At 58.2% G+C, this 26294-nt stretch carries 22 protein-coding genes; 11 read left to right on the forward strand and 11 right to left on the reverse strand.

What is annotated here, in order from left to right; all coding sequences use genetic code 11:
- Positions 1-52: 52 nt before the first annotated feature.
- Entirely contained in the window at positions 53-913 is an 861-nt protein-coding gene (locus ACP7BO_RS06390) for a MurR/RpiR family transcriptional regulator (RefSeq protein ID WP_171970613.1), read from the forward strand.
- Between the two features lie 81 nt (positions 914-994).
- Here ACP7BO_RS06390 and ACP7BO_RS06395 read toward each other — a convergent pair whose 3' ends face one another.
- The 10 genes from ACP7BO_RS06395 to edd form a co-directional block, all read right to left on the reverse strand.
- Complete coding sequence (locus ACP7BO_RS06395; RefSeq protein WP_397454551.1) at positions 995-1858, reverse strand: D-hexose-6-phosphate mutarotase; 864 nt, start codon at positions 1856-1858, stop codon at positions 995-997.
- A 212-nt stretch (positions 1859-2070) separates the two neighbouring features.
- The gene (locus ACP7BO_RS06400) at positions 2071-3420 is read right to left on the reverse strand and encodes a carbohydrate porin (protein WP_426209177.1); all 1350 of its coding nucleotides are present in this window, start codon (positions 3418-3420) and stop codon (positions 2071-2073) included.
- A gap of 127 nt (positions 3421-3547) precedes the next feature.
- Positions 3548-4708: an ABC transporter ATP-binding protein gene (locus tag ACP7BO_RS06405; protein ID WP_426209180.1), complete on the reverse strand. Its 1161-nt coding sequence runs from the start codon at positions 4706-4708 to the stop codon at positions 3548-3550.
- A 2-nt stretch (positions 4709-4710) separates the two neighbouring features.
- A complete protein-coding gene (locus tag ACP7BO_RS06410) occupies positions 4711-5556 on the reverse strand; it encodes a carbohydrate ABC transporter permease (protein WP_060694592.1) in 846 nt (281 codons plus the stop codon).
- Positions 5549-6457: a carbohydrate ABC transporter permease gene (locus tag ACP7BO_RS06415; protein WP_426209182.1), complete on the reverse strand. Its 909-nt coding sequence runs from the start codon at positions 6455-6457 to the stop codon at positions 5549-5551. The genes ACP7BO_RS06410 and ACP7BO_RS06415 overlap by 8 nt, the downstream gene beginning before the upstream one ends.
- A gap of 119 nt (positions 6458-6576) precedes the next feature.
- The gene (locus tag ACP7BO_RS06420; RefSeq protein ID WP_073509655.1) at positions 6577-7875 is read right to left on the reverse strand and encodes an ABC transporter substrate-binding protein; all 1299 of its coding nucleotides are present in this window, start codon (positions 7873-7875) and stop codon (positions 6577-6579) included.
- Between the two features lie 133 nt (positions 7876-8008).
- Entirely contained in the window at positions 8009-9469 is a 1461-nt protein-coding gene (locus ACP7BO_RS06425) for an ATP-binding protein (RefSeq protein WP_397454555.1), read from the reverse strand.
- On the reverse strand, positions 9459-10196 hold the full coding sequence (locus ACP7BO_RS06430; RefSeq protein WP_060694600.1) for a response regulator: 738 nt from the start codon (positions 10194-10196) through the stop codon (positions 9459-9461). The genes ACP7BO_RS06425 and ACP7BO_RS06430 overlap by 11 nt, the downstream gene beginning before the upstream one ends.
- 125 nt (positions 10197-10321) lie before the next feature.
- On the reverse strand, positions 10322-11278 hold the full coding sequence (locus tag ACP7BO_RS06435) for a glucokinase (RefSeq protein WP_426209185.1): 957 nt from the start codon (positions 11276-11278) through the stop codon (positions 10322-10324).
- On the reverse strand, positions 11275-13101 hold the full coding sequence (edd, locus tag ACP7BO_RS06440) for a phosphogluconate dehydratase (RefSeq protein WP_060694604.1): 1827 nt from the start codon (positions 13099-13101) through the stop codon (positions 11275-11277). The genes ACP7BO_RS06435 and edd overlap by 4 nt, the downstream gene beginning before the upstream one ends.
- A gap of 209 nt (positions 13102-13310) precedes the next feature.
- Here edd and gap point away from each other — a divergent pair, with 209 nt between their 5' ends.
- The 7 genes from gap (at position 13311) to ACP7BO_RS06475 (ending at position 20431) form a co-directional block, all read left to right on the forward strand.
- Positions 13311-14312: a type I glyceraldehyde-3-phosphate dehydrogenase gene (gap, locus tag ACP7BO_RS06445; RefSeq protein WP_397454557.1), complete on the forward strand. Its 1002-nt coding sequence runs from the start codon at positions 13311-13313 to the stop codon at positions 14310-14312.
- A gap of 4 nt (positions 14313-14316) precedes the next feature.
- On the forward strand, positions 14317-14781 hold the full coding sequence (locus tag ACP7BO_RS06450; RefSeq protein ID WP_060694607.1) for a methylglyoxal synthase: 465 nt from the start codon (positions 14317-14319) through the stop codon (positions 14779-14781).
- A gap of 199 nt (positions 14782-14980) precedes the next feature.
- Positions 14981-15499 (forward strand): RNA polymerase sigma factor, encoded by a 519-nt coding sequence (locus ACP7BO_RS06455; protein ID WP_060694609.1) that lies wholly within the window; start codon positions 14981-14983, stop codon positions 15497-15499.
- 98 nt (positions 15500-15597) lie between these two features.
- On the forward strand, positions 15598-16503 hold the full coding sequence (locus ACP7BO_RS06460; protein ID WP_426209524.1) for a FecR family protein: 906 nt from the start codon (positions 15598-15600) through the stop codon (positions 16501-16503).
- Between the two features lie 131 nt (positions 16504-16634).
- Positions 16635-19232 (forward strand): TonB-dependent receptor, encoded by a 2598-nt coding sequence (locus tag ACP7BO_RS06465; RefSeq protein ID WP_397454561.1) that lies wholly within the window; start codon positions 16635-16637, stop codon positions 19230-19232.
- Between the two features lie 112 nt (positions 19233-19344).
- Positions 19345-19953: a biliverdin-producing heme oxygenase gene (locus ACP7BO_RS06470; protein WP_426209189.1), complete on the forward strand. Its 609-nt coding sequence runs from the start codon at positions 19345-19347 to the stop codon at positions 19951-19953.
- A gap of 58 nt (positions 19954-20011) precedes the next feature.
- Positions 20012-20431: a YbaN family protein gene (locus ACP7BO_RS06475; protein WP_426209526.1), complete on the forward strand. Its 420-nt coding sequence runs from the start codon at positions 20012-20014 to the stop codon at positions 20429-20431.
- A gap of 123 nt (positions 20432-20554) precedes the next feature.
- Here the strand turns inward: ACP7BO_RS06475 and arcD (ACP7BO_RS06480) are convergent, their stop codons facing one another.
- Positions 20555-21982, reverse strand: coding sequence for an arginine-ornithine antiporter (gene arcD, locus ACP7BO_RS06480; RefSeq protein WP_426209191.1), 1428 nt, complete (start codon positions 21980-21982; stop codon positions 20555-20557).
- A 450-nt stretch (positions 21983-22432) separates the two neighbouring features.
- On the opposite strand from arcD (ACP7BO_RS06480), the gene arcD (ACP7BO_RS06485) reads away from it, so the two are divergent.
- The 3 genes from arcD (ACP7BO_RS06485) to ACP7BO_RS06495 all read left to right on the forward strand — a co-directional run bounded on the left by arcD (ACP7BO_RS06485) (position 22433) and on the right by ACP7BO_RS06495 (position 26238).
- Complete coding sequence (arcD, locus tag ACP7BO_RS06485; RefSeq protein WP_397454564.1) at positions 22433-23860, forward strand: arginine-ornithine antiporter; 1428 nt, start codon at positions 22433-22435, stop codon at positions 23858-23860.
- Between the two features lie 33 nt (positions 23861-23893).
- Positions 23894-25150 (forward strand): arginine deiminase, encoded by a 1257-nt coding sequence (gene arcA / locus ACP7BO_RS06490; protein ID WP_397454565.1) that lies wholly within the window; start codon positions 23894-23896, stop codon positions 25148-25150.
- Positions 25151-25227: 77 nt separating this feature from the next.
- Complete coding sequence (locus ACP7BO_RS06495) at positions 25228-26238, forward strand: ornithine carbamoyltransferase (protein WP_060694623.1); 1011 nt, start codon at positions 25228-25230, stop codon at positions 26236-26238.
- Positions 26239-26294 lie beyond the last annotated feature (56 nt).

Consider the following 26294-nt stretch of genomic DNA (forward strand, 5'->3'; position numbering starts at 1 on the left):
CTTTAGAACACGGCTCTTTGCATCGCTGAACCAAGGAACATAAATGGACCGCGTGCGAAATTTACTCGAACAAATCAAAGGCCGCCTCGAAGACCTGAACAAGGCCGAGCGCAAAGTGGCAGAAATCATCCTGCAGAACCCGCAACAGGCGACCCGGTTCAGCATTGCGGCGCTCGCCCAGGCAGCTTCGGTCAGTGAACCGACGGTTAACCGGTTTTGCCGTTCGTTCGGAGTCAGCGGATACCCGGAATTAAAGCTGCAACTGGCGCAGAGCCTTGCCAGCGGCGCCGCTTACGTCAGCCGTGCGGTCGAGGCCGACGACAATCCCGAAGCTTACACCCAGAAAATTTTCGGCAGTGCGATTGCGTCGCTCGACAGTGCCTGCCAGGCGCTGGACCCCAACCTTGTGAGTCGCGCCGTCGACTTGCTGATACAGGCCCGCCAGATCCATTTCTTTGGCCTGGGCGCCTCGGCCCCGGTGGCGCTGGATGCACAGCACAAGTTCTTCCGCTTCAACCTGGCCGTCACGGCCCATGCCGACGTGTTGATGCAGCGCATGATTGCGTCAGTGGCGCACACCGGCGAGCTGTTCGTGATTATTTCTTACACCGGGCGTACGCGAGAGCTGGTAGAGGTGGCGCGCATTGCACGGGCCAACGGTGCCTCGGTACTGGGACTGACCGCCGAGAACTCGCCACTGGCCAAGGCCAGTACCCTGAGCCTGAACATCCCGCTGCCTGAAGACACCGACATTTACATGCCGATGACCTCACGCATCATCCAGTTGACCGTACTGGACGTATTGGCCACCGGCATGACCTTGCGCCGGGGCGTGGATTTCCAGCCACACCTGCGCAAAATCAAGGAGAGCCTCAACGCCAGCCGCTATCCGGTGGGTGACGAGTTTAATTGAAGCCAACAAGTGCAGGAGCGAGCTTGCCTATAGGAGCGAGCTTTTAAGACAAACACAGCTCGCTCCTACAGACAGGTTCGTTCAGGCGCTCACTAACCTGGCCCGCGCCTGAAGGCTCAGATGTGCTTGCTCGCCGGGGGCCAGAGTCTGGTTGTGGGCTGCGCCGCTGGTGGACTCCACACACACAAATCCCATCACTTCGTTCCAGCTCACACCCAGTAACGGCCGCTTGCCCGGGTGCCACACCACCGTGTTGCCACTTGTACCGGTGTCGATGCTCAGCGCGCGCCGCCAGGCGTGATCATTGAGCTGCATTTCGCCGTCATGCCGGAATACCCGTTGACAACCACCCGCCACCCGCAACTCGCCCTTTTGCTGGCAAACCTCACGGTTGAGCTGGTCGTACCCTTGCACTCCGTCCAGCCCGGACAGCGCTGCCTCAGCCACATCACCAATCCGCCAGTAAGCGCGTAAAGCCTGGCTCAGCTGGCAAGGTTCATCGTCCTGGTGCTCGGTACTCAGGTGTAGCGCCATGTCTTCGCCCAGTCGCGCATGCAGGTCAACCTGCCAGTCACACAGCTGCAACCGCCAATGCAGGCTCACGCCCTCTTCATCTGAATGGCTGTCCAGCAACTTCCAGTCGATCAAGCGCGCCCAGCCGTGGGACGGCCACGCATTTTCGCTCGGATGGCGGCCATACCATGGCCAGAAAACAGGTACGCCGCCACGGATCGCACCGACCTGGGGCCATTTGGCAGCACACCACAACCAGGGCTTTTGCCCGGTAGGCTTGAAATGCAGAAGTTGCGCACCCTGACGGCTGAACACGGCCTGGCAGTGCGGGTGATCGATCACCAGAATGTCACGCTGCTGAAAGCGCTCCCACTGGAAGACAGGTTGCTCGCGTCTGGATTTGAAAAACCGGTGAAGTGGATGCTCATGCATGTGCCGCAGTCCTGAAAATCATGTCGCCCGAACCTTAGTAGAACCTGTGAAAGCCGACTTGCCTGCAATGAGGCAGCCACCTCCTGAATAGATATCGACGGTTACACCGCCATCGCAGCCTCACTAAAACCCGACGGCTGCGGCACAAAAAAAACGGATAGCCATGGCTATCCGTCAAATGCGCACTAGGAGAGGAGCTTATCGCAACAACGTTAGAACACCGACTGAATTTTCAGGCCGGCCACCAACGCGTTGTCAACTTGGTCCACACCACCCGGATGGGTGATGTATTGCAGGTTGGGACGCACAGTCAGCCAGTTGGTGACGTGGATGCCGTAGTTGAGTTCGTAGTTGTACTCGGTGGAACGCAGCGGCGCGTACAACGGGTCGTTGTAGTCGGTGACACCATTGGCCTCGTTGGCCAGCTCGGCGTTTTTCTTCACTTCGTTATTGACGTGGATACGGGCAAAACCGATACCGATGTCATCTTTTGGACGCGCATCGAACGGTCCTTTGTACACGAACATCAGCGACTGGTAGTTGTCGACGATGTTGGTCGCCTTGTCGTGAAAAGTCGCGTTGGCTGCGACATTCAGACCACGGGAGGCATCACCGTTGTGGCTGGTGAGTTGCTGCTGGGCAACAAACCAGTAACCGTGTTTGCTGTTGTGCACGCGGTAGCTCTGACCGGTGGTGGCAGCGTCGGCACCGTTGATGTCTTCACGCAGGTCATTGGCAGGAGCCGTGCTCTTGTAGTAGCCCACACGGTATTCACCCGGCAGGTTGTTGACCTTCGGCGACCAGACCAGTTCGACTGGCAAAACGGTGCCCTTGGTCCCGCTGCCGCTGAGCTTGAAACCGTTGCCGTGTTCCAGCTGCGACGGGTTCTGGTTGTAAGCACCGATCTGCGCATAGAACTCTGGCGTGATGTTGTACTTCACGCGCAGTGCAGCCTGGCTGACCGGCCAGTTGTACCAGATGTTAGTGGCCCAGTTACCCACCTGGGAACCGCAGAACGCCAGGTTCTGGAATTCGCACGGGAAGGTGTTGAAGTCTTCGCCTTCACCGAAGTAGCCGGCTTTGACATCCAGTTTGCCGTCCAGGAATTGATGCTGGATATACAACTGGGTCAGACGAACCATGTGGCCACGGCCGTAGACTTCCTGCGAGGAACTCAAGGTTCCGGCACGCGGGTCGCCGACACGGTCATTGGAGATGCTCTGACCGTTACGGTTGGTCAGCTGGATCTTGGCCTGGGTGTTATCCCAGCCCCACAGCTTTTGCAGGTCCAATGCCACGCCCAGGCCAAACTGGTCGCTGTAGCGCGCGGTCTTGTCGTGGTTATAGCCGCCATGCAGGTTGGCGCCTACTTCACCGACGTAATCGGCCTTGATGTCGATACCCTGCTCAATGAGTTTGGTTCGCTCGCCACCCCAATCGCCGGTCATCCATTTCGAGTCTGCGCTGAAAGCGTCGTCTGCCATCGCATTGGCAGAAAGAACCAGCGCAGCGACTGCTGACAACTGGCAGACCAACCGGGTACCTGTGTGTTGCTTTTTCATCCCTAAATCCTCGTCTTTTATTGTTATTAACTGTTTTTGACTTACGCGGTCCACTTTTTTATTCCCGACAACCCCAATTCCCTCTGGAGCCAGCATTGCCGGCTGCCAGGCTTGCCCACATTGAAACTCAGCGCCCCTTGATCCGGGTGACATTGTCGGCACGGTCCTGCACGGGCAACGAGCCAGCAGTGCCCAACCGCTCACCGGTCTTGGCGTCGAACAACAACACCTTGGACGGATCGAACTGCAGCGTCAGGGTTTCGCCCACTTGTGGCGCCACATCGGGTGCCAGGCGGCAACAGACCTTGACGTCATTGAGCTGAACGAACACCAGCGTGTCCGGCCCGGTAGGCTCGGTCACTTGAACCTCGGCGCGAATGGTCGGCATGCCGGCCGCGTCGCCCGAGGCCAGCACGATTTGCTCCGGGCGCAGGCCCAAAATCACCTCACGGTCTTCCAGACCGGCGTCGCCCATGTTCAGCGGTAACTCACAACGCGCCTGACCACTATCAAGCAAGGCCACCAGGCGGCCGTCCTTGCGCTGCAGGCGCAGCGGAATGAAGTTCATCGGTGGTGAGCCTATGAAGCTGGCGACAAACAGGTTGGCCGGATCGTTGTAGATCTGCTTGGGAGTACCGAACTGCTGAATGATGCCGTCCTTCATGACCGCCACTTTGTCGCCCAGTGTCATGGCCTCGATCTGATCGTGGGTGACATAGACGGTGGTGGTTTTCAGACGCTGATGCATCAGCTTCATTTCGGTCCGCATCTCGACCCGCAGTTTGGCGTCGAGGTTGGACAGCGGCTCGTCGAACAGGTAGATCTTCGGCCGCCGAGCCAATGCACGCCCCATCGCCACACGCTGTTGCTGGCCGCCGGACAACTGGCCTGGCTTGCGGTTAAGCAAATGCTCGATCTGCAACAACTTGGCGACGCGGGCAACCTCTTCGTCGATGTCCGCCCGGGGCATCTTGCGGATTTTGAGACCGAACTCGATGTTCTCGCGCACGCTCATGGTCGGGTACAGCGCATAGGACTGGAACACCATGGCGATGTCGCGATCCTTGGGGCTCAAGCCGCTGACATCCTGATCATCAATCATGATCGCGCCGCCCGTGATGTTCTCCAGCCCGGCGATGCAGTTCATCAGCGTCGACTTGCCGCACCCCGAGGGGCCCACCAGAATCAGGAATTCGCCTTCCTTGATCGACAGTTCGATGTTCTTGAGGGTGTCCGGCAGGCCGGCACCATAGGTCTTGTTAACGTTACGAAGCTCAAGCGTTGCCATGATTACCCCTTGACTGCGCCGGCCGTCAGCCCGCGCACGAAATACTTGCCTGCGACCACATAGACCAGCAGGGTCGGCAGCCCGGCGATCATCGCCGCTGCCATATCAACGTTGTATTCCTTGACCCCGGTGCTGGTGTTGACCAGGTTGTTCAGGGCCACGGTGATCGGCTGCGAGTCGCCACTGGAGAACACCACACCGAACAGGAAGTCGTTCCAGATCTGGGTGAACTGCCAGATCAGGCAGACCATGATGATCGGGGTCGACATCGGCAGAATGATCATGCGGAAGATCGTGAAGAAACCCGCGCCATCCAGACGTGCTGCCTTCACCAACGCATCGGGAATGCTGACGTAGTAGTTGCGGAAAAACAGTGTAGTAAACGCCAGGCCATAAACAATGTGCACGAACACCAGGCCGGTAGTGGTGCTGGCCAGGCCCATTTTGCCGAGGGTGAACGAGGCTGGCAGCAGCACGGTCTGGAACGGCAGGAAGCAGCCGAACAGCAACAGGCCGAAGAACAACTGCGAACCACGAAAACGCCACATCGACAACACATAGCCGTTCAGTGCGCCAATGGCGGTGGACACCAGCACCGCCGGGACGGTGATCTTGATCGAGTTCCAGAAGTAGCCGTCGACCGTGGCCCAGGCCTTGACCCAGCCAATACCGGTGACCACGGTGGGCCAGCTCAGCAAGTTACCGGTACTGATGTCTTCCGGGGTCTTGAAGCTGGTCAACAGCATGACCACCAGTGGCACCAGATAAAGCAGTACGGCGAAGATCAGCACCGCGTAAATCGCGATGCGAGTGAGACTGATGGAAGATTTGCCGGCAAGACTAGTCATTACGCTTGGCCCTTAGCTCGGAGTACAGGTAAGGCACGATGATCGCGAGAATCGCACCGAGCATCAGGATCGCACTGGCCGAACCTACACCCATCTGGCCGCGACTGAAGGTGAACGAATACATGAACATCGCAGGCAGGTCGGACGAGTAACCCGGTCCACCGGCCGTCATCGCCGCCACCAGGTCGAAGCTCTTGATCGCGATATGCGCCAGAATCATCACCGCACTGAAGAACACCGGACGCAGGCTGGGCAGCACCACTTTCCAGTAAATCCTGGGCAGGCTTGCCCCATCTATCTGGGCCGCACGAATGATCGATTGATCCACCCCTCGAAGGCCGGCGAGGAACATCGCCATGATAAAGCCCGAGGCTTGCCACACTGCCGCGATGACCAGGCAATACACCACACGGTCGGGATCGATCAGCCAGTCCAGGCGAAAGCCTTCCCAGCCCCAGTCACGCAGCAGCTTGTCCAGCCCCATGCCCGGGTTGAGCAACCACTTCCAGGCAGTACCGGTCACGATCATCGAGAGCGCCATCGGGTACAGATAAATAGTGCGGATAAAACCTTCACGCCGGATGCGCTGATCGAGGAACACCGCCAGCGTCACGCCAATCACCAAGGTAATCGCGATGAACATGCCACCGAATACCGCAAGGTTTTTGCTGGCTACCCACCAGCGGTCGTTGTCGAACAACCGTGCGTATTGCGCCAGCCCCACCCATTGGTAGGTCGGCAGGAAAGTCGAGTTGGTGAACGAAAGTACGAACGTCCACAGGATATAGCCATAGAAGCCCACCAGAACGATGAACATGCTGGGCGCCAGCACCAGTTTCGGTAGCCAGCGCTGCAATGCATCGAACGGTGAGGCTTTGCTGAACACAGCAACAGAACTCATGGGGGAAATCCGGGCAGAGGATAGAGATTACAAGGCCATTGCACCTCTGCAGGAGCGAGCTTGTTCGCGAACCTTAAAGACAGCTCGCGAGCAAGCTCGCTCCTGCAGGGGGTGTGGGGTTACTTGGCAGACTTGACTGCGGCGCCGAGTTTTTTGGCCGTTTCAACCGGGTCGGCTTTCGGGTCGTTGATGTAGTTGGTCACGACATCAAAGAATGCGCCCTGCACTGCCAGCGTGGTTGCCATGTTGTGCGCCATGCTCGGCTGCAGGCCACCGCTCTTGGCATCCGCCAGGAAGTCCTTGGCTGCGGTCTGGGCGCAGGAGTCGAAGCCGTACTTGTTCATGTCGTTCAGCATGTCGATCCGCACCGGGATCGAGCCTTTGTTGATGCTGAAGACCTTCTGGAAGTCCTCACCCAGAGCGACCTTGGCGATGTCCTGTTGACCCGCCGCCGTGCCCTTGTCCTTCTGCTTGAACACCGCCAGGGAGTCGATGTTGTAGGTGAAGGCTTTATCGGTGCCCGGGAAAGGAACGCACTCATAATCCTTGCCCGCGACTTTCTTGGCCGCTGTCCATTCGCTCTTGGCCCAGTCGCCCATGATCTGCATGCCGGCCTTGCCGTTGATGACCTTGCCCGCTTCCAGGTTCCAGTCCTGACCTTTGCCGTCTGCGTCCATGTAGGTCGCGACTTTCTTCAGCTCGGTCAGCGCCTTGACCATTTGCGGGCCGGTAAGTGTGGCGTCATCCAGCTCTACCAACGCTTTTTTGTAGCCATCGACACCCATGACCGAGAGCACCACGGCTTCGAACACCGTGCTGTCCTGCCAAGGCTGGCCACCGTGGGCCAGCGGAATGAAACCGGCAGCCTTGAGCTTGTCGCCGGCGGCGTAGAATTCTTCGAGGGTGGTCGGGGCTTTTTCGATACCGGCTTTCTTGAAGACTGCCGGGTTGATCCACAGCCAGTTGACGCGGTGGATGTTCACCGGCACGGCCACGTAATTACCTTCGTACTTCACGGTATCGGAGACTTTCTTGTCGAGCAGGCTGTCCCACTTCTCGTCCTTGGCCACATTCTTCAGGACGTCAGTGTCGAGCAGGCCGGTGGATGCCCACTCCTGGATGTCCGGACCTTTGATCTGGGCCATGCCTGGCGGGTTGCCGGCAACGGCACGACTTTTCAGTACGGTCATGGCAGTGGCCCCGCCACCGCCGGCGACAGCGCCGTCTTTCCAGGTGAAGCCGTCTTTTTCTACCTGGGCCTTGAGGACATCCACGGCCGCTTTTTCACCGCCCGATGTCCACCAGTGCACCACTTCGACCGTGCCTTTGGAATCGGCAGGTGCGTCGGCGGCATAGGCGGTCAGGGGAAATGCACAGGCGAGAGAGATGGAAACGGCGAGGCGACTGAGTGAATTCATGACATGTCCTTTCTTGTTGTTATAGCTGGGCAAGTCTTTTGCTTGCGCTGCTAAAGAGTGTATCCATCACCGCCCGCCCCCACGTAACGAAGAGACGCGCAAATGTCACAGTCCAGTTACATAAGGCAGGAGATCAATCGGCATTTCGCGGCAAGGTCAACGTCACCCGCAGACCACCCACACGCAGGTTCTGCAGACTGACTTCACCCCCATGGCTGTGGGCGATGCTGCGCGCGATACCGAGCCCCAGGCCATAGCCCTGCTGCTGTCCGGCCAGGCGAAAGTGCGGCTCGAAGATTTGCTCCATACGCTGCTCGGGTACCCCCGGGCCCTCATCGTCAACGGTCAGGACAAATTCATGGGCATTGTCATCAATGCGCAGGTGAGCGTTTTTACCGTACTTCAGAGCGTTGTCGATCAGGTTGCCCATGCAGCGGCGCAGCGCCAGCGACTTGCCCGAGTAGGGCTTGAGCGCCCGCCCGTGCAACGTCACGCGGCCATTGCCCTGTGGCAGCAAGTAAGGTTCGATCAAACAATCCAGTAACAGGTTGAGGTCCACCTGCTCGATATTTTCGTGAATATCGGTGTCCTTCACGCACTGCAGCGCACCTTTTACCAGCAGCTCGAGTTCATCCAGATCGCGGCCAAACTTGTGTTGCAATTGCTCATCATCAAGCAGCTCGACCCGCAGACGCAGGCGGGTGATGGGCGTACGCAAATCATGGGAGATCGCACTGAACAATTGGCTGCGCTCAGTCAAATAACGGCTGATACGCGCACGCATGGTGTTAAAGGCCCGACCGACTTCCACCACTTCGCTGCCGCCACCGATCTCCACCGGCTTGAGCCTGTCCTCACCCAGCGACATATCCCGCGCCGCCCGTGCCAGACGCTTGAGCGGGCGGCTTTGCCAGTGCACCAGCAGCCCGATAAACAACAGCAGAAAAATACTGCTCAGGCCAATGAACCACAGCTGCACGGCCGGCAGGCCTTCCTCCTCTAGACTGGTATAGGGCTCGGGCAACAAGGAGGCGATGTACAGCCACTCGCCGGGCGCCATCTGAATTTGCGTTACCAGCACCGGCGGGTTGACCGGTTCCAGGGTCAGGGCGAAATGCGCCCAGGAGCGCGGCAACTCTTCGAGTTTCATGCCGGCATTGAAGATGCGCAAGTCCTGGGGGCTGACAAACTGCACGGTCATGTCGACATCAGCCCCCAACGACTGGCGCAACACTTGATCGACCGCGCTGAGCACCGCCTTTTTGCGCTGAGTCGGGTGCAGAACCGGCATCTGCAGTGGCTTGTCATTCAGGCTTACGAAGAACCGCGTACCGCCCATGCTGCGCATCTGGTCGAGCACCATGGGCCGGTAGGCCAGGGGCAGTGAGCGCAAGTAGGTCACCGTGGCGTTCATCGAATACGCCAGGCTGCGCGCACTGGTGACCAGACCTTCGAGCTGGGTGGTGCGCAATTGCGAGAGCCAGATCGCACTCGAAAGCGTCTGTGCCAGCAAGATGGCAAGCAGGGTCAGTAACAACATGCGCCCGAGCAGTGAACGGGGGACCCGTACCTTGCCCAGGAATTTAAAGGCCATGGACAGGGAAAACCTGGGCCGCCAATTGATAGCCACTGCCACGGATGGTGCGGATCAACCGTGGCGGTTTCTCGGTGTCGCGCAGGCGCTGACGCAAGCGGCTGACGGCCATGTCAACGATCCGGTCCAGAGGCATCAGCTCCCGGCCCCGGGTCGCATTGCCGATGGTGTCGCGATCAAGGATCTGTTGCGGATGATCCAGAAACATCTTCAGCAGAGCGAAATCTGCGCCGGACAGAATGACCTCCTCACCATCGGTATGGAACAGGCGGTGGGTCACGATGTTGAGCCGCCACTCGTCAAAGGCCATGACCTCGTTGCCCGCAGCCGCACTTACGCTGGCAAATTGCGCACGACGTAACAACGCCTTGATTCGCGCCTGGAGCTCGCGGGGGCTGAAAGGTTTACCCAGGTAATCATCGGCGCCCAGTTCCAGGCCTATCACCCGATCGGCTTCGTCGGAACTGGCGGTGAGCATGATGATGGGGATCTGGGCAAAACGCGGATGCTGACGCACCCAGCGGCATAAACTGAAACCGTCTTCGTCGGGCAACATGACATCAAGAATCAACAGATCGCTTGAAGCGTCGTCCATGGCCAGCCGAAAACCGGCACCGTCGCCCACGGTGCGGACCTGGAAGCCCGCACGGGTGAGATAGATATCAAGCAGTTCGCGAATTTCCTGGTCATCGTCGACCAGCAAAATGGATTTGCCGAGTGCGCTCACAGCAATGTTCCTTATTGTTTTTTACCCGTCACAGCGGGCTTGCCGGCAACAGTAGCGCTGCGGGTATTCAGACTGCCGTCTGAATCGCCGGCAAGCCGGCTCCCACATGTTTGGCCATCAGAGAGTCAACCGAACGCCTGCTGCAGGGCTACCCCCGCGCCGATAAGTCCCGAGTAGGGAGCCGTCACCAGCCATACCGGGATACCTTTGAGGTAGTCGCTCATGCAGCCCTTGTCTGCGAAACTTTTGGCAAAACCGCTGGCCAGAAAGATATCGGCAAAGCGCGGGATCACCCCCCCGACGATGTATACCCCGCCGCGTCCGCCGACAGTCAGCACGTTGTTACCCGCCACTCGCCCCAGCCAGCAACTGAACTGCTCCAGCACTTGGCACGCAACCGGGTCACCGTCCAGGGCCGCCGCAGTGATGGCACGGTCGCTGTCCAGCACCGGGGTATGACCATCCACCGCACAGATCGCGCGATAGACACGGGGCAGCCCGCTACCGCTCAAAATGGTCTCAGCGCTGACATGCCCGATTTCGTTGTAGATGTGCTGCCACAGCTGCACTTCACGCGGGTTGCTCATGGGCAGATCAACGTGACCGCCCTCCCCCGGCAACGCCATCCACTGCTCGTCACCCAGATTCAGCAGGGTGCCGACCCCAAGCCCGGTGCCCGGGCCGATCACCACCGCAGGTCGCGCCGGGTCCGCAGTGCCGGGGCACACCTCACGCACATCCTCCGGCTGCAAGCGGGTCATGCCCAGTGCCATGGCACTGAAATCATTGACCAGCAGCAGATTGTCGACCTGTAACGCCTGGCAGAACGCCGAACGGCTCAAGCGCCAGTGGTTGTTGGTGAAGCGAAATTCATCGCCACTCACCGGTCCTGCCACGGACAAACAGACCGAGCCTACAGCGCCCGGGGCCAGTTGCAGATCGTGCAGGTACAGCCTGATGGCGTCTTCCGGGCAGACGAAGTCCACCGTGGCCAGTACGCGGACCGAATGCAGCTGGTCGTTCTCCCACAACGCAAATCGTGCGTTGGTGCCACCGATATCACCGACCAGCGCCAGTTTCATTTCAAGTTTTCCAGAGACGAGGTGAAGGTACTCGCGCCCTGCTCAGCCGAACTGAAGGCCTCGCGCATGAACGCAAACAACTCGCGCCCGGTACCCACGGCATTACTCAAGGTGCCGATGGCCGGAGTGCGCGCCGCGAATTCTGCCTCATCCACCAGCAGTTGCAACGTCCCCTTGACCCCATCCACCCGAATCAGGTCGCCGTCCCTGACCCGTGCTAGGGCGCCGCCGCGCGCAGCCTCGGGGCTGACGTGAATCGCCGCTGGGATTTTGCCCGACGCGCCGGACATGCGACCGTCAGTAATCAATGCCACTTTAAAGCCACGGTCCTGCAACACGCCCAGGAATGGCGTCATTTTGTGCAGCTCGGGCATGCCATTGGAGCGCGGCCCCTGGAAGCGCATTACAGCGACAAAGTCGTGTTCCAGGGTCCCGGCCGTGAACGCATCGGCCAGCTCTTGCTGATCCTGAAATACCCGGGCCGGGGCTTCAACGATTTGATGCTCGGGCGCAACGGCCGAGACCTTCATCACGCCGCGCCCCAGGTTGCCTTCCATGACCCGCAAGCCACCCTCTGCCGAGAAGGCACGGGCCACCGGACGCAAGATCGCTTCATCAAGGCTTTCAATCGGGCCATCACGCCAGACCAGTTCGCCATCAACAAGGAATGGTTCGCGGGTGTAGCGACTCAGGCCAAAGCCGGCCACGGTATTGACGTTTTCGTGCAGCAAACCGGCTTCGAGCAGTTCACGGATCAGGAACGCCATACCGCCTGCGGCCTGGAAGTGGTTGATGTCGGCTTTGCCGTTTGGATACACGTGGGACAGGGTCGGTACCACCTCGGACAGGTCGGCCATGTCTTGCCAGGTCAACTGGATGCCCGCGGCCATGGCAATCGCCGGCATGTGCAGCGTGTGGTTGGTCGAGCCGCCCGTGGCATGCAGCGCCACAATGGAGTTGACCAGGGAGCGCTCGTCGACGATCTCGCCCAACGGCGTGAAGTTGCCGTTTTGCTTGGTCAGACGGGTGATCTGGTGGGCGGCTTCGCGTGTCAGTGCATCACGCAATGGCGTGTAGGGATTAACGAAAGAGGCGCCCGGCAGGTGCAGGCCCATGACTTCCATCAGCAACTGGTTGGTGTTGGCGGTGCCATAGAACGTGCAGGTGCCAGGGCTGTGGTAGGACTTCATCTCCGATTCCAGCAGCTCTTCGCGGCTGGCCTTGCCTTCGGCGTAGCGCTGACGCACGTCGGCTTTTTCCTTGTTGGAGATCCCCGATGGCATCGGCCCGCCCGGAACAAAAATTGTTGGCAGATGACCAAAGCGCAGTGCGCCTATCAACAAGCCCGGAACGATCTTGTCGCAAATACCCAGCATCATCGCGGCATCGAACATGTTGTGCGACAGCGCCACAGCCGTCGACAACGCAATCACTTCGCGGCTCAGCAGGCTCAGCTCCATCCCTGCCTCGCCCTGGGTCACGCCATCGCACATGGCCGGGGTGCCGCCTGCAAACTGGCCGACCGAGCCCATTTCGCGCAGTGCTTTCTTGATTTGCTCGGGGAAATGCTCGTAAGGCTGATGCGCCGACAGCATGTCGTTATATGACGAAACAATTGCCACGTTGGCCGCGTTCATCATTTTCAGGCTGTTTTTGTCTTCCGTTCCGCACCCGGCCACGCCATGGGCAAAGTTGGCACATTGCAGCTTGCCGCGTTGCGGACCGTCACTGGCGGCCCCGCGAATAAGCGTCAGATACGCCTCGCGGGTAGCTCGACTGCGGGCAATAAGACGCTCGGTGACTTCAAGAACGCGGGGATGCATGTGTTGAACTCCAGGCTAACGGATGTGGCGACCTGTACGTGTCCTATGCTGATCGAAGGGCGCAGACACGCGACTTTGATCATTCGGACCCGTTGATTCAGGTCACTCGTTGTAGATAAAACAAAATATTGCCACTTAAATGGCTTGTTTTCTATTTTTATGAGAATAATCTTGTAATTCCAACAACAAATCGATGGCGGACGCTTTCCATGACTCTACGAATCGCAATCAATGGTTTTGGCCGAATCGGCCGTAACGTCCTACGTGCACTGTATACCCAAGGCTACCGTCAGGACTTGCAGATCGTCGCCATCAACGATCTGGGCGACAGCTCGATCAATGCTCACCTGCTCAAGTTCGACACGGTTCATGGCACTTTCGACGCAACTGTCGAGCATGATCAGGACAGCCTGACCGTGAATGGCGACCGCATTGCCGTCAGTGCCATCCGCAATCCGGCTGAACTGCCATGGGCTGCATTGAAGATCGACGTGGTGTTTGAATGCACCGGCCTGTTCACCGATCGCAGCAAAGCCGAGGCTCATATCAGCGCCGGCGCACGCAAGGTGATTATCTCCGCTCCTGGCAAAAATGCCGATGCGACTGTGGTCTACGGGGTTAACCACGACATCCTGCGCCAATCGCACCAGATCATTTCCAACGCTTCATGCACCACCAACTGCCTGGCGCCTGTGGCGCAAATTCTGCACCGCGAATTTGGTATTGAAAACGGCCTGATGACCACCATCCACGCCTATACCAACGACCAGAACCTGACCGACGTTTACCACAGCGACCCCTACCGCGCCCGTTCGGCTACCCATAACATGATCCCGAGCAAAACCGGCGCTGCCGAAGCCGTGGGCCTGGTATTGCCTGAACTGGCCGGCAAACTGACCGGCATGGCTGTTCGGGTTCCGGTGATCAACGTGTCACTGGTCGACCTGACCATTGAGCTCAAGCGGGAAGTCAGCGCAGCTGAAGTCAACGCGCTGTTCAAAGAAGCCAGCCAACATTCCAAAGTGCTGGGTTACAACACCCTGCCGCTGGTTTCGAGCGACTTCAACCATAACCCGCTGTCGTCGATCTTCGACGCCAATCACACCAAAGTCAGCGGCAAACTGCTGAAAGTCCTGGCCTGGTACGACAATGAGTGGGGCTTCTCCAACCGCATGCTCGATAACTGCCTGGCCCTGTGCAACGCGGAGTAACGCGATGATCGGTATCAGCTTCACCACGGCTCCCCTGGCGGCGCGCAAGCGTATCGCCCTGGTGGCCCACGATCACTGCAAAGGGTTCTTGCTGGACTGGGCCGAGCGGCACAAAACAGCGCTCAGCCAGCATGATCTGTGTGCCACCGGCACTACAGGTCTGTTGCTAAGCCAACGCCTGGGGTTACCGATCGAAAGCATGATCAGCGGCCCGTTGGGTGGCGACCAGCAGGTTGGCGCACGGATCGCCGAACAACGGGTCGACATGCTGGTGTTTTTCTGGGACCCCTTCGAGCCGCAGCCCCACGACCCGGATATCAAGGCACTGCTGCGGGTCGCTGCGGTGTGGAATATTCCAGTGGCATGCAATGAATGCAGCGCCGATTACTTGATCAGCAGCCCATTGATGAGCCAGCCCCACGAGCATCGCATCCCGGATTACAGCGCCTATCTCAAGGGCCGTATTTAATCCTCCACACTGTGAGAGCTGGCTTGCCAGCGATGCAGGCACCGCGGCTTTAGCCTCATACCGCGCTGCTGCAATCGCTGGCAAGCCAGCTCCCACAGATGGTCAGTTGCCTCGCAGATTCACCCCGACCAAAACAGCACTTGACCAATAGAGCAGATGATAAGCATTATCATTCGCTAAAATTCGGTCGGGTAGTACAGTGAGTCAGTCCCACTTCAATCAAGTCTTCCTTACCCAACGGGTAACCCTGCTGCGTACTCTGGAACGGATGGTCAACAACCACAGCACCGCCGAGGACCTGCTGCAAGAGACCTACTTGCGTGTGACCCGGGCCTTGAACGAGCGCGCGATCGAACACCTTGAGCCATTTGTGTTCCAGACGGCGCGCAATCTGGCCCTTGACCATCTAAGGGCACGACGCATTCAGTCCCGTACGGTGGTTGAAGACGTACCGATGGAAGTCATCGAAGGCGTCGCCTCCCCCCTCAGCACCCCCGAAGAAGCCCATCAAGCCGCGCAATTACTGGAGCGTTTGAGTGTGAGCCTGAGCCAGTTGAGCGCACGTCAGCAGCGGATTTTCATCCTCAGTCGTCTGCATGGCTGCAGTTATCAAGAGATCGCCAATGAACTTGACGTGTCATTGAGCACCGTCCAAAAGGAACTCAAATTGATCATGGCAATCTGCATCGGGGTAGCCGACAGGCTGAGTCGGCCTTAATCTTCACCGTCGATGCCTGCAAAATGCCCTGAGACTGCCAAGGAACATCCGTGACGGACACTCACAAATCTGCTCAAGACGTGCTGCAAGACAGCGCCATGGATCAGGCACTGGACTGGCTGATCACGCTTGAGTGCGCGAACGCCGAACAAAAGTGCGCCTTCAATGACTGGCTCAATGCCGACCCTGCCCATGCACTGGCTTTTGCCAAAGCCAACGCCATCTGGAACGGGCAACCGCTGCTGGACGCCGCCAAAACCTTGCAAACCCGCCGCACTCCCGGTTTGTTGCGGCGTGCAAGCCGGTACTGGAAGCACGTGGCAACCGCCGCAGTGCTGATCATTACCGTGGGCGGTTACAGCAACGTGCCGTTACGCCTGCAGGCCGATCACCTGACAGTGGTGGGCGAACGCCAGCGCCTGCAACTCGAAGACGGCTCAAAAGTGCTGCTCAACACCAACTCTGCGTTTTCCAGCCATGTGGTCAATGCCCAGGGCAACGCCCGCCTGTATCAAGGCGAGGCGTTTTTCGAGGTCCCGGCCAATCTGGAATTTCCGCTGCTGCTTGAAGCCGGCCCGGTGCGCGCCAGCGTCCGCGATTCTGCTTTCGCCGTGAGTTACCTCAATGGCGAAGCGCATGTCAGGGTGCAGCGGGGCGATGTTGAATTGCGGGTAAAAAGTGCCGGTACACAAATGCGTTTGTCTGCCGGCAACAGTGTGAGCATTGGCCCCAACGGCTTCGGGCAACCGGTCACGCTCAACCCCCAGACCGACCTCGCCTGGGTCCAGGGGCGCCTAGTGTTTGAAAACTGCCCCATGGGCAAAGTTCTGGATGAAGTGCGACGCTATTACCCCGGCTGGATCGTCAACAACAACGACAAGCTGGCCAACGTGGCAGTGACCGGCAATTACCGTCTCGACCAGCCGCTGGACATCGTTCGCTCACTCGCCCACATCACCTCGAGCAGCCTTGCGGAATTTCCGGCACTGGTGATCCTCAATTAATCAGCGCAATTAATTAAAAGTTTTTTTACTCGATAGCCCGGGGTCATACGTCTCGTTGTAGTCAATGCAACTGATTCGCATTTTGAATCAGCTTCGCAACTATAAGATTCGTTCACCACGGAGCGCTATCAATGCCCACTCGTTTCAACAGCCGGTCCTCATCCAACGCCCGTCCGGGCGGCCTGCAGCAGTGCACGTTGTCATTGTTGACCGTCGCCATGCTTCTGGCCGGTGTGCAAGCAGCTCCGGCCATGGCTGGCGGTAATGAGCAACCCGCTACCCGCTCCGTGGGCAATTACAAATTCGCAATCTCCCAGCAACCCCTGGTGTCCGCGCTTAACGCCTTTACCGTGGTGACGGGCTGGCAGGTCGGCTTGCCAGCCGAACTGGGACAGAATGTTTCCTCGCCGGGAGTACGCGGTGCCCTGTCCCCGGAAAAAGCCCTGGATCGCCTGCTGATTGGCACAAACCTGGGCTATCGCAAGTTGGGCAACAACAACATCGTGCTCGAAAAACGCAGCAACAGCAGCGGTACTCTGGCCCTGCAACAGGTGACCATCAGTGCCACCCGCCAGGAACAGGACGTGAACTCGGTACCCAGCACCATCACGGTCCAGGATCGCCAGGCCCTCGACCGTCAGAACGTCAACACCATCAAGGATCTGGTGCGTTATGAACCGGGCGTTTCGGTGGGCGGCGCAGGCCAGCGAGGCGGAATCAGCGGCTACAACATTCGCGGCATCGACGGCGACCGGATCCTGACCCAGGTCGACGGAGTAGAAATCCCGGATTCGTTCTTCAACGGCCCCTACGCCAAAACCCAGCGCAACTACGTCGACCCCGAAATCGTCAAGCGTGTTGAAATCCTGCGTGGCCCGGCGTCGGTTCTTTACGGCAGCAACGCCATAGGCGGGGCAGTCAGTTACTTCACCCTCGACCCGGATGACATCATCAAACCGGGCGCGGATGTCGGCGCCCGCCTGAAAACCGGCTACAGCTCGGCCGATCGCAGCTGGCTCAAGTCCGGCACCGTGGCCGGGCGTGCAGGTGATTTTGACGGCTTGCTGCATCTGAGCCAGCGCGATGGCCACGAAACCGAATCCTATGGCGATCATGGCGGCACCGGTTTGAGCCGTACGGCAGCCAACCCGGAGGACGTCAAAACCACCAACGTGCTGGCCAAGGCAGGCTGGAACTACAACGATGACGATCGCCTGGTCTTCACCTACGAAAAATTCAAGAACCGGATCGATGCCAATGAAAAAAGCGCGGTCGGCGGCCCCTACAACAAAGGCCAGCCGATGGGCATGTACCGTTCCCGCTCCGGTACGGACACTGTCAGCCGCGAGCGTTTCGGGCTCGAAAACAGCATGGTTGTTGATAGTGCAGTGGCCGACAATCTCAAGCTGAGCCTCAATTACCAGATCGCTAAAACCGATCAGGACACTCTGGAAGACTACTTCCCCTTCTCCCGTAATGTGTTGCGTTCACGCAACACCACGTACCAAGAGAAACAATGGGTGCTGGACGCTCAGGCGGACAAAGCATTCCAGATCGCTGACACCGACCATTTGCTGACCTACGGCGCAACCGTAAAACACCAGAAAGTCACCGGCTCGCGCAGCGGCTCGGGGATCTGCCTGGCCGTCGGCAGAGGCTGCACTGCCACGGGCGCCAACAGCCCGAGCGACTACCTGGTTAAATCCAGCGACTTCCCGGACCCGACCATCAACACCTACAGCCTGTTCGCCCAGGATGAGATCAGCTGGAACGACTGGACCTTCATGCCGGGGCTGCGCTACGACTACACCAGACTCACGCCACACATCACTCAAGAGTTCATGAACACGGTGGCCGCCGATGACAAGGACAGTGTCAGCAACAAGAAGAAGGTCTGGCATCGGCTCTCGCCCAAGTTCGGTCTGACCTACGCCCTGAGCGATCAATACACATGGTACGGCCAGTACGCCGAAGGTTTCCGTACCCCAAGCGCCAAAGCGCTGTACGGCCGGTTTACCAATCTGGGGGAAGGCTATTCGGTTGAGCCCAATCCCAATCTTGAGCCGGAAAAAAGCAAAAGCTTCGAAACCGGCCTGCGTGGCAATTTCGACGCGGGCTCATTCGATATTGCCGTGTTCTATAACAAGTACCGCGACTTCATCAATGAAGATGCGATCACACCCGGCTACGACGAGCTGACGTTCCAGAGCAACAACATCAAGCACGCCACCATCAAGGGCGCCGAAGTCAAAGGCCGCCTGAATCTGGATGCGTTCGGTGCACCCCAGGGTCTGTACAACATAGGCTCGGTGGCGTACGCCCACGGCAGAAACGACGACACCGGCGAGCCGATCAACAGCGTCAACCCGCTTAAAGCGGTACTCGGCCTTGGCTATGAGCAAGAGAACTACGGCGCCCTGGTCAGCTGGACCCTGGTTAAACGCAAAGATCAGGTCGACGACAGCAATTTCTTCTCCCCCGACGGCACCAGCACGCAGTTCAAGTCCCCGGGCTACGGCGTGATCGATCTTTCCGGCTTCTATAAGGTCACCAAGGACGTCACCGTCAACGCCGGCCTGTACAACCTGACCGACAAGAAATACTGGAACTGGGATGATGTGCGCGGCTACGACAGCGTAGGTGAAGCCGGTGTCATCAACCCCGCCAACATGGATCGCCTGACCGCCCCCGGCCGCAACTTCGCGGTCAACCTGGTATGGGATATCTGATCCAGAGGCCCATTGCGCAGCTCTTTTACGCTGCGCAGTGAGGATTTTTTACTGTGCCGCGTCTTCTGGTTCGTCTAGTTACAAAGCGCATCTCATTCTCAAGGACATTTGCATGAATACTCCAGATTCCGCACCGCGCCCTTCCCTGCGTTCACAACGCCTGAACCAGATCACCAACGAGCCGCACCAAAAGCTCGATGCACTGGTCAAGGCGCACAAGCCGTTTGATCAAGTGACCAGTTTCGCCCGTTTTGTCGTGGCCCAATACCTGTTCCAGTCGGAACTCAAAGCGCTGTACACCGACCCGGCCTTGCAAGAAATCGTTCCGGACCTGCCAGAACGTTGCCGTGCCGAGCAAGCCAGGGCCGATCTGGCCGACCTCAACACTGAAGTACCGGCCCCTGTTGCCGGCGCAGTGACCTCGCCGAGCAAAGCCGAAGCTCTGGGCTGGATTTTCGTTTCCGAAGGCTCCAAGCTCGGCGCCGCGTTCCTGATCAAACGTGCTGTTGGCCTGGGCCTGAGCGACACGTTCGGTGCCCGCCACCTGGGTGAGCCTGCAGGCGGCCGTGCCGAAGGCTGGAAGAGCTTCATCAGGACTCTCGACGGCCTGGACCTCAGCGCTGAAGAAGAAGCCGACCTGGACAAAGGTGCTGTTGCTGCCTTCGAACGTTTCACCGTATTACTGGAACACGCTTACGCTGCTGAACCGGAACTGGCTTAAGCTTGACCTGCCCGGTCAGCACTGGCTGACCGGGCGTCCTTTCATGCGTCTTGAGCTTATGACCCAGCAAACTCAATCCCCGTCGAAAATAGCTCGCGTGTTGTTTGGCCTGCTGGCCTACGTGAGTCTGGGTATTGGCCTGATCGCCATCGTGATTCCCGGCCTGCCGACCACCGAATTCATTTTGCTCGCTGCCTGGGCCGCGACCAAAAGCTCACCGCGCCTGAGTGCCTGGCTCGAAAACCACCGTTTGTTTGGCCCGATCCTGAGTAATTGGCGCAACGGTAAAATCATCCAGCGCAAAGCCAAGGTCAGCGCCACGATCAGCATGCTGATATGCGCCGGGCTGATGCTGTATGTGCTTGACCACCAATGGCCAGTGTTCCTCGCCATTGCCGGCATGAGCATGGGCAATCTGTGGATCTGGTCCCGACCAGAGCGCTTGCCACAGACAACTACCGCCCCGCAGAACGACTGATCCCGCTGGTAGCCTTCCACTGTAGGCGCTGGCTGGCCAGCGACAATATCAGCGCGGTTTCCCGCTCGAGTCCGGTCGCTTGGATCGCTGGCAAGCCAGCTCCCACAGGTTTTTCAGGTCGTATTACAGGGTCAGTGCGCCGCTATAAAGCCCGTACGCCGCCGAAAGTGCTGTGAACAACACCGCAGCAAAGATCAGTTTTTCCCAGTGCTTGAACAGCGGTTCTCCCTGCTCGCGCTTGGCCTTGGCAAAGAGCAGAACGCCCGGGGCATAAAGCAATGCCGAGAGCAGCAGGTATTTGGGCCCAGCGGCATACAGCAGCCAAAAGGCATAAATCAATGCCACTGCGCCTACCACCAGGTCCTTGATCCGCCGTCTGCTGGCATGCGAGTAGGTCTCCCCCCTGACGCACAACAATACCGAATAGGCAGCCGACCACAGGTAAGGCACCAGAATCATCGAAGACGCCAGGCGGATCAGGCTGGTGTAGGTGCTGGCTGAGACCAGGGTAATGATCAGGAAAATCTGAATCATCACGTTGGTCAGCCACAAGGCGTTGACCGGCACATGGTTGGCATTTTCCTTTTTCAGGAACGCCGGCATCGTTTTGTCCCTGGACGTTGCGAAGAGTATTTCGGCGCACAGCAGCGCCCATGACAACAATGCCCCCAACAGCGAAATGGCCAGCCCGATGCTGATCAGGATCGCGCCCCACTCCCCGACCACGTGCTTGAGTACCCCGGCCATCGACGGGTTCTGCAAGTTGGCCAGCTCCGGCTGGGTCATGATCCCGAGCGAGAGCACATTCACCAGCACCAGCAACGCCAGCACCCCGAGAAAGCCGATCACAGTAGCCTTGCCCACATCCGAACGTTTCTCGGCCCTGCCCGAGTACACGCTGGCGCCTTCGATACCGATGAATACGAACACGGTGACCAGCATCATGTTGCGCACCTGGTCCATCACGCTGCCCAGATCGGGCGTACCCCTGCCCCATAGATCCCGGGTGAAGATGTCCGCCTTGAAGGCCACAGCCGCAATCACGATAAACATGACGATCGGGACGATTTTCGCGATCGTGGTCAATTGGTTGATGAAGGCGGCCTCCTTGATCCCGCGCAGTACCAAAAAGTGCACGCCCCACAGCAATAACGAAGCACAACCGATGGCAACCGGCGTGTTGCCCTGACCAAAAACCGGAAAGAAGTAGCCCAGGGTGCTGAACAGCAGCACGAAGTAACCGACGTTGCCCATCCAGGCACTGATCCAGTAGCCCCAGGCCGATGAGAACCCCATGTAGTCGCCAAAGCCGGCCCTGGCATAGGCGTACACGCCTGAGTCGAGTTCGGGCTTGCGATTGGCAAGCGTCTGGAACACAAAGGCCAGCGCCAGCATCCCCACCGCCGTGATCGACCAGCCAATCAGCACGGCACCGCCAGCAGCCTGCTCGGCAATGTTTTGCGGCAGAGAAAAGATACCGCCGCCAATCATTGAGCCGACCACCAACGCAATCAGGGCATTGAGCCGAAGCTTTTGCGTCTGCTGTGACATTGCCACCTCTTTTTTCATTTATTTATTAACCGGTATCAGGGCACAGCCACGGGCTGACTAAATATAACTATGGCCTGAACGTTTACTAAGGTTAGGCAATAAGTATGCTGTTTCTAATAACAACGTTTTCTATTGAAACCTAAAAAACAATTTATATGTGAATGACATTTTAAATTTCCGGCGCCCGGATGAAACATCTCAATGACATTTGCAAATCTGAAAATAGTGTCTAGCTTCAATCCCCACGCGAACGTAGTAAATCCGCAGCGTTAACTGAGAATATCCCTGTCTGGATAAGGCCTTCCAGAGCGCGTCAAAATAAGTCGCCATTGCGACTTACTCTCCCTACTGACAATGGAATGTAGTAATGCCCTGATCTAAGTCAACTGGCTCAAAAAACCAACGGACTAACCTTTAGGCCTCACTTCTCCTAGATTGGAGTCACTACAAATGTCTGATACTCCTGGAAAACTTCGACTGGGTGCATTGGTTGCGCTGGTAGTCGGCTCAATGATTGGCGGCGGTATTTTTTCTCTGCCCCAAAACATGGCTGCAAGTGCCGATGTGGGCGCTGTTCTTATCGGGTGGGCAATCACTGCGGTAGGCATGCTGACCCTGGCTTTCGTCTTCCAGACCCTCGCTAATCGCAAACCGGATATCGACGGCGGCGTTTACGCCTATGCCAAGGCCGGCTTTGGCGATTACATGGGTTTCTCATCGGCCTGGGGCTACTGGATCAGTGCCTGGCTGGGCAACGTCGGCTACTTCGTGCTGCTGTTCAGCACCCTGGGCTACTTCTTCCCGATCTTCGGCGAAGGCAACACGCCGGCAGCCATCATAGGTGCCTCGATTTTGCTCTGGGCCGTGCACTTTCTGGTGCTGCGCGGGATCAAGGAAGCAGCGTTCATCAATCTGGTGACCACCATCGCCAAGGTTGTGCCGCTGATTCTGTTCATCCTGATTGCCCTGTTCGCCTTCAAGCTGGACATCTTTACCAGTGACATCTGGGGCCTGAAAAACCCGAGCCTGGGCAGCGTGATGGACCAGGTGCGCAACATGATGCTGGTCACCGTGTGGGTGTTCATCGGTATCGAAGGGGCGAGTATTTTCTCTTCCCGGGCCGAAAAACGCTCGGATGTGGGTAAGGCCACCGTACTCGGCTTTATTACCGTGCTGCTGTTGCTGGTGCTGGTCAACGTACTGTCGCTGGGCATCATGACTCAGCCTGAGCTTGCCAAACTGCAGAACCCTTCGATGGCGGCCGTGCTTGAGCACGTAGTGGGTCACTGGGGCGCGGTGCTGATCAGCGTCGGCTTGATCATCTCGCTGCTGGGCGCCCTGTTGTCATGGGTATTGCTGTGCGCCGAGATCATGTTCTCGGCGGCCAAAGACCACACCATGCCGGCCTTCCTGAAAAAGGAAAACGCCAACCATGTACCGGTCAACGCTCTGTGGCTGACCAACGCGATGGTGCAGTTGTTCCTGATCATCACCCTGTTCTCGGCCAGCACTTACCTGTCACTGATTTACCTGGCGACCTCAATGATTCTGGTGCCTTACCTCTGGTCGGCAGCCTACGGTTTCCTGCTGGCGGTACGCGGCGAGACCTACGAGAACGCTCTGGCGGAACGCAAGAAAGACCTGATCATCGGCGGTATCGCGCTGATCTATGCCATCTGGCTGATCTATGCCGGCGGCCTTAAATACCTGCTGCTCTCGGCCCTGTTGTACGCCCCTGGCGCAATCCTGTTCGCCAAGGCCAAACACGAGAGCGGCCAGCCCGTCTTCACCAACATCGAGAAAGTGATATTTGCCGCCGTAGTGATTGGCGCCCTGGTAGCGGCCTATGGACTCTACGACGGCTTCCTGACCCTGTAACACCCTGTTTATGTACTTTGGAGGATGACTGTAATGACCACGGAAAAAGTGAAGTACGGCGTACATTCCGAAGCCGGAAAGCTGCATAAGGTTATGGTTTGCTCCCCGGGCCTGGCTCACCAGCGCCTGACTCCGAGCAACTGCGATGAACTGCTGTTTGATGACGTGTTGTGGGTCAACCAGGCCAAACGCGACCACTTCGATTTCGTAACCAAAATGCGCGATCGCGGCATCGACGTTCTGGAAATGCACAATCTGCTGACAGACATCGTTGCCATGCCTGAAGCACTGGACTGGATCCTGGATCACAAAGTAACCCCCGATCAGGTTGGCGTCGGTCTGGTCAGTGAAGTCAAAGCCTGGATCAAGAGCCTGGAGCCACGCCACATAGCCGAGTACCTGATCGGCGGCGTCTCTGCAGACGATCTGCCGGACAGCTTCGGTGGCAAAACCATCCAGATGTTCCGCGACTTCCTAGGCCATACCAGCTTTATCTTGCCACCTCTGCCCAACACTCAATTCACCCGTGACACCACCTGCTGGATCTACGGCGGCGTGACGCTGAACCCGATGTACTGGCCAGCCCGTCGTCAGGAAACCCTGTTGACCACGGCGATTTACAAATTCCACCCTGAATTCACCAACGCGGACTTCCAGATCTGGTACGGCGACCCGACCATTGACCACGGCAACGCCAGCCTTGAAGGCGGCGACGTGATGCCAATCGGCAAAGGTGTGGTCCTGATCGGCATGGGCGAGCGCTCTTCGCGTCAAGCCATCGGCCAGCTGGCACAGAGCCTGTTCCAGAACAAAGCGGTAGAACGGGTCATCGTGGCAGGCCTGCCCAAGTCCCGGGCCGCGATGCACCTGGACACCGTGTTCAGCTTCTGCGACCGCGACCTGGTGACGATCTTCCCTGAAGTCGTCAACCAGATCGTCGCCTTCTCGCTGTACCCGGACGAAAGCAAAGCCGGCGGCATCGACGTGCGCCGTGAAGAAGCCAGCTTCCTCAATGTCGTGGCCAAGGCGCTTGACCTCAAGGCCCTGCGTGTTGTCGAAACCGGTGGCAACTCCTTTGCCGCCGAGCGCGAACAGTGGGATGACGGCAACAACGTAGTGGCTCTGGAGCCTGGTGTAGTGATCGGTTATGACCGCAACACCTACACCAACACTCTGCTGCGCAAGGCCGGCGTTGAAGTAATCACCATCAGCGCCTCCGAACTGGGGCGCGGCCGTGGCGGCGGCCACTGCATGACCTGCCCGATCGTACGCGACGCGATTGACTATTAATTCATTCATTAGATTGCTTGCGCCCCACCCCACAAGGGACGGCGCAAGCCGGTTAACCAGAAACCCAGGAGATCCCCATGGCGTTTAACATGAAAAACCGCAGCTTGCTCAGCCTGATGCACCACACTCCGCGTGAGCTGCACTTTCTGCTGGATCTGTCCCGCGACCTCAAGCGCGCCAAGTACACCGGTACTGAAGAGCCGCATCTGAAAGGCAAAAACATTGCGCTGATTTTCGAAAAAACTTCAACCCGCACCCGTTGTGCATTTGAAGTGGCCGCCCATGACCAGGGCGCGCACGTCACCTACATTGATCCGGTTTCTTCGCAAATCGGTCACAAAGAAAGCATGAAAGACACCGCCCGCGTTCTGGGCCGCATGTTTGATGCCATCGAATACCGTGGCTTTGCCCAGGAAATCGTCGAAGAACTGGCGAAATATGCAGGGGTACCGGTGTTCAACGGCCTGACCGCTGAATTCCACCCGACGCAAATGATCGCTGATGCGCTGACCATGCGTGAAAACAGCGACAAACCGCTGCACAGCATCAGCTACGCGTACCTGGGCGACGCACGCAATAACATGGGTAACTCGCTGCTGATGATCGGTGCCAAGCTGGGTATGGACGTGCGTATCGGCGCACCGAAAAGCCTGTGGCCAGAAGAGTCATTCGTGAAGCAGTGCAAGGAATTCGCCAAGGAAAGCGGCGCTAAAATCACCCTGACCGAAGACCCTAAAGCAGCAGTCAAGGGCGTGGACTTCATCCATACCGACGTATGGGTATCGATGGGCGAGCCGGTTGAAGCCTGGAACGAACGCATCAAGCTGCTGCTGCCGTATCAGGTCAATGCCGAGATGATCAAGGCGGCAGAAAATCCGCGCGTGAAATTCATGCACTGCCTGCCAGCGTTTCACAACTGTGAAACCAAGGTCGGCAAGGACGTGGCCGAGCACCATCCAAACCTGAAAAACGGCATTGAAGTGACTGAGGAAGTGTTTGAGTCGCCGGTGAACATCGCCTTTGAGCAAGCAGAAAACCGCATGCACACCATCAAGGCAATCCTGGTCGCAGCGCTGGCTGACATCTAAAGCCCGCGGGTTTCGTGTGGGAGCCGGCTTGCCGGCGATGGCATCACCCCGGGGCT

Origin of the sequence: Pseudomonas sp. TWR2-1-1 (assembly GCF_049897045.1) — a bacterium.
Lineage (GTDB): Bacteria > Pseudomonadota > Gammaproteobacteria > Pseudomonadales > Pseudomonadaceae > Aquipseudomonas > Aquipseudomonas versuta.

Coding starts and splice junctions, on each gene's coding strand:
- ACP7BO_RS06410 (WP_060694592.1), bottom strand. CDS start 5,556: ATGACTAGTCTTGCCGGCAAATCTTCCATCAGTCTCACTCGCATCGCG.
- ACP7BO_RS06470 (WP_426209189.1), top strand. CDS start 19,345: ATGAATACTCCAGATTCCGCACCGCGCCCTTCCCTGCGTTCACAACGC.
- ACP7BO_RS06405 (WP_426209180.1), bottom strand. CDS start 4,708: ATGGCAACGCTTGAGCTTCGTAACGTTAACAAGACCTATGGTGCCGGC.
- ACP7BO_RS06495 (WP_060694623.1), top strand. CDS start 25,228: ATGGCGTTTAACATGAAAAACCGCAGCTTGCTCAGCCTGATGCACCAC.
- arcA (WP_397454565.1), top strand. CDS start 23,894: ATGACCACGGAAAAAGTGAAGTACGGCGTACATTCCGAAGCCGGAAAG.
- gap (WP_397454557.1), top strand. CDS start 13,311: ATGACTCTACGAATCGCAATCAATGGTTTTGGCCGAATCGGCCGTAAC.
- arcD (WP_397454564.1), top strand. CDS start 22,433: ATGTCTGATACTCCTGGAAAACTTCGACTGGGTGCATTGGTTGCGCTG.
- ACP7BO_RS06395 (WP_397454551.1), bottom strand. CDS start 1,858: ATGCATGAGCATCCACTTCACCGGTTTTTCAAATCCAGACGCGAGCAA.
- ACP7BO_RS06400 (WP_426209177.1), bottom strand. CDS start 3,420: ATGAAAAAGCAACACACAGGTACCCGGTTGGTCTGCCAGTTGTCAGCA.
- ACP7BO_RS06420 (WP_073509655.1), bottom strand. CDS start 7,875: ATGAATTCACTCAGTCGCCTCGCCGTTTCCATCTCTCTCGCCTGTGCA.
- ACP7BO_RS06415 (WP_426209182.1), bottom strand. CDS start 6,457: ATGAGTTCTGTTGCTGTGTTCAGCAAAGCCTCACCGTTCGATGCATTG.
- edd (WP_060694604.1), bottom strand. CDS start 13,101: ATGCATCCCCGCGTTCTTGAAGTCACCGAGCGTCTTATTGCCCGCAGT.
- ACP7BO_RS06475 (WP_426209526.1), top strand. CDS start 20,012: ATGACCCAGCAAACTCAATCCCCGTCGAAAATAGCTCGCGTGTTGTTT.
- ACP7BO_RS06435 (WP_426209185.1), bottom strand. CDS start 11,278: ATGAAACTGGCGCTGGTCGGTGATATCGGTGGCACCAACGCACGATTT.
- arcD (WP_426209191.1), bottom strand. CDS start 21,982: ATGTCACAGCAGACGCAAAAGCTTCGGCTCAATGCCCTGATTGCGTTG.
- ACP7BO_RS06465 (WP_397454561.1), top strand. CDS start 16,635: ATGCCCACTCGTTTCAACAGCCGGTCCTCATCCAACGCCCGTCCGGGC.
- ACP7BO_RS06460 (WP_426209524.1), top strand. CDS start 15,598: ATGGATCAGGCACTGGACTGGCTGATCACGCTTGAGTGCGCGAACGCC.
- ACP7BO_RS06425 (WP_397454555.1), bottom strand. CDS start 9,469: ATGGCCTTTAAATTCCTGGGCAAGGTACGGGTCCCCCGTTCACTGCTC.
- ACP7BO_RS06450 (WP_060694607.1), top strand. CDS start 14,317: ATGATCGGTATCAGCTTCACCACGGCTCCCCTGGCGGCGCGCAAGCGT.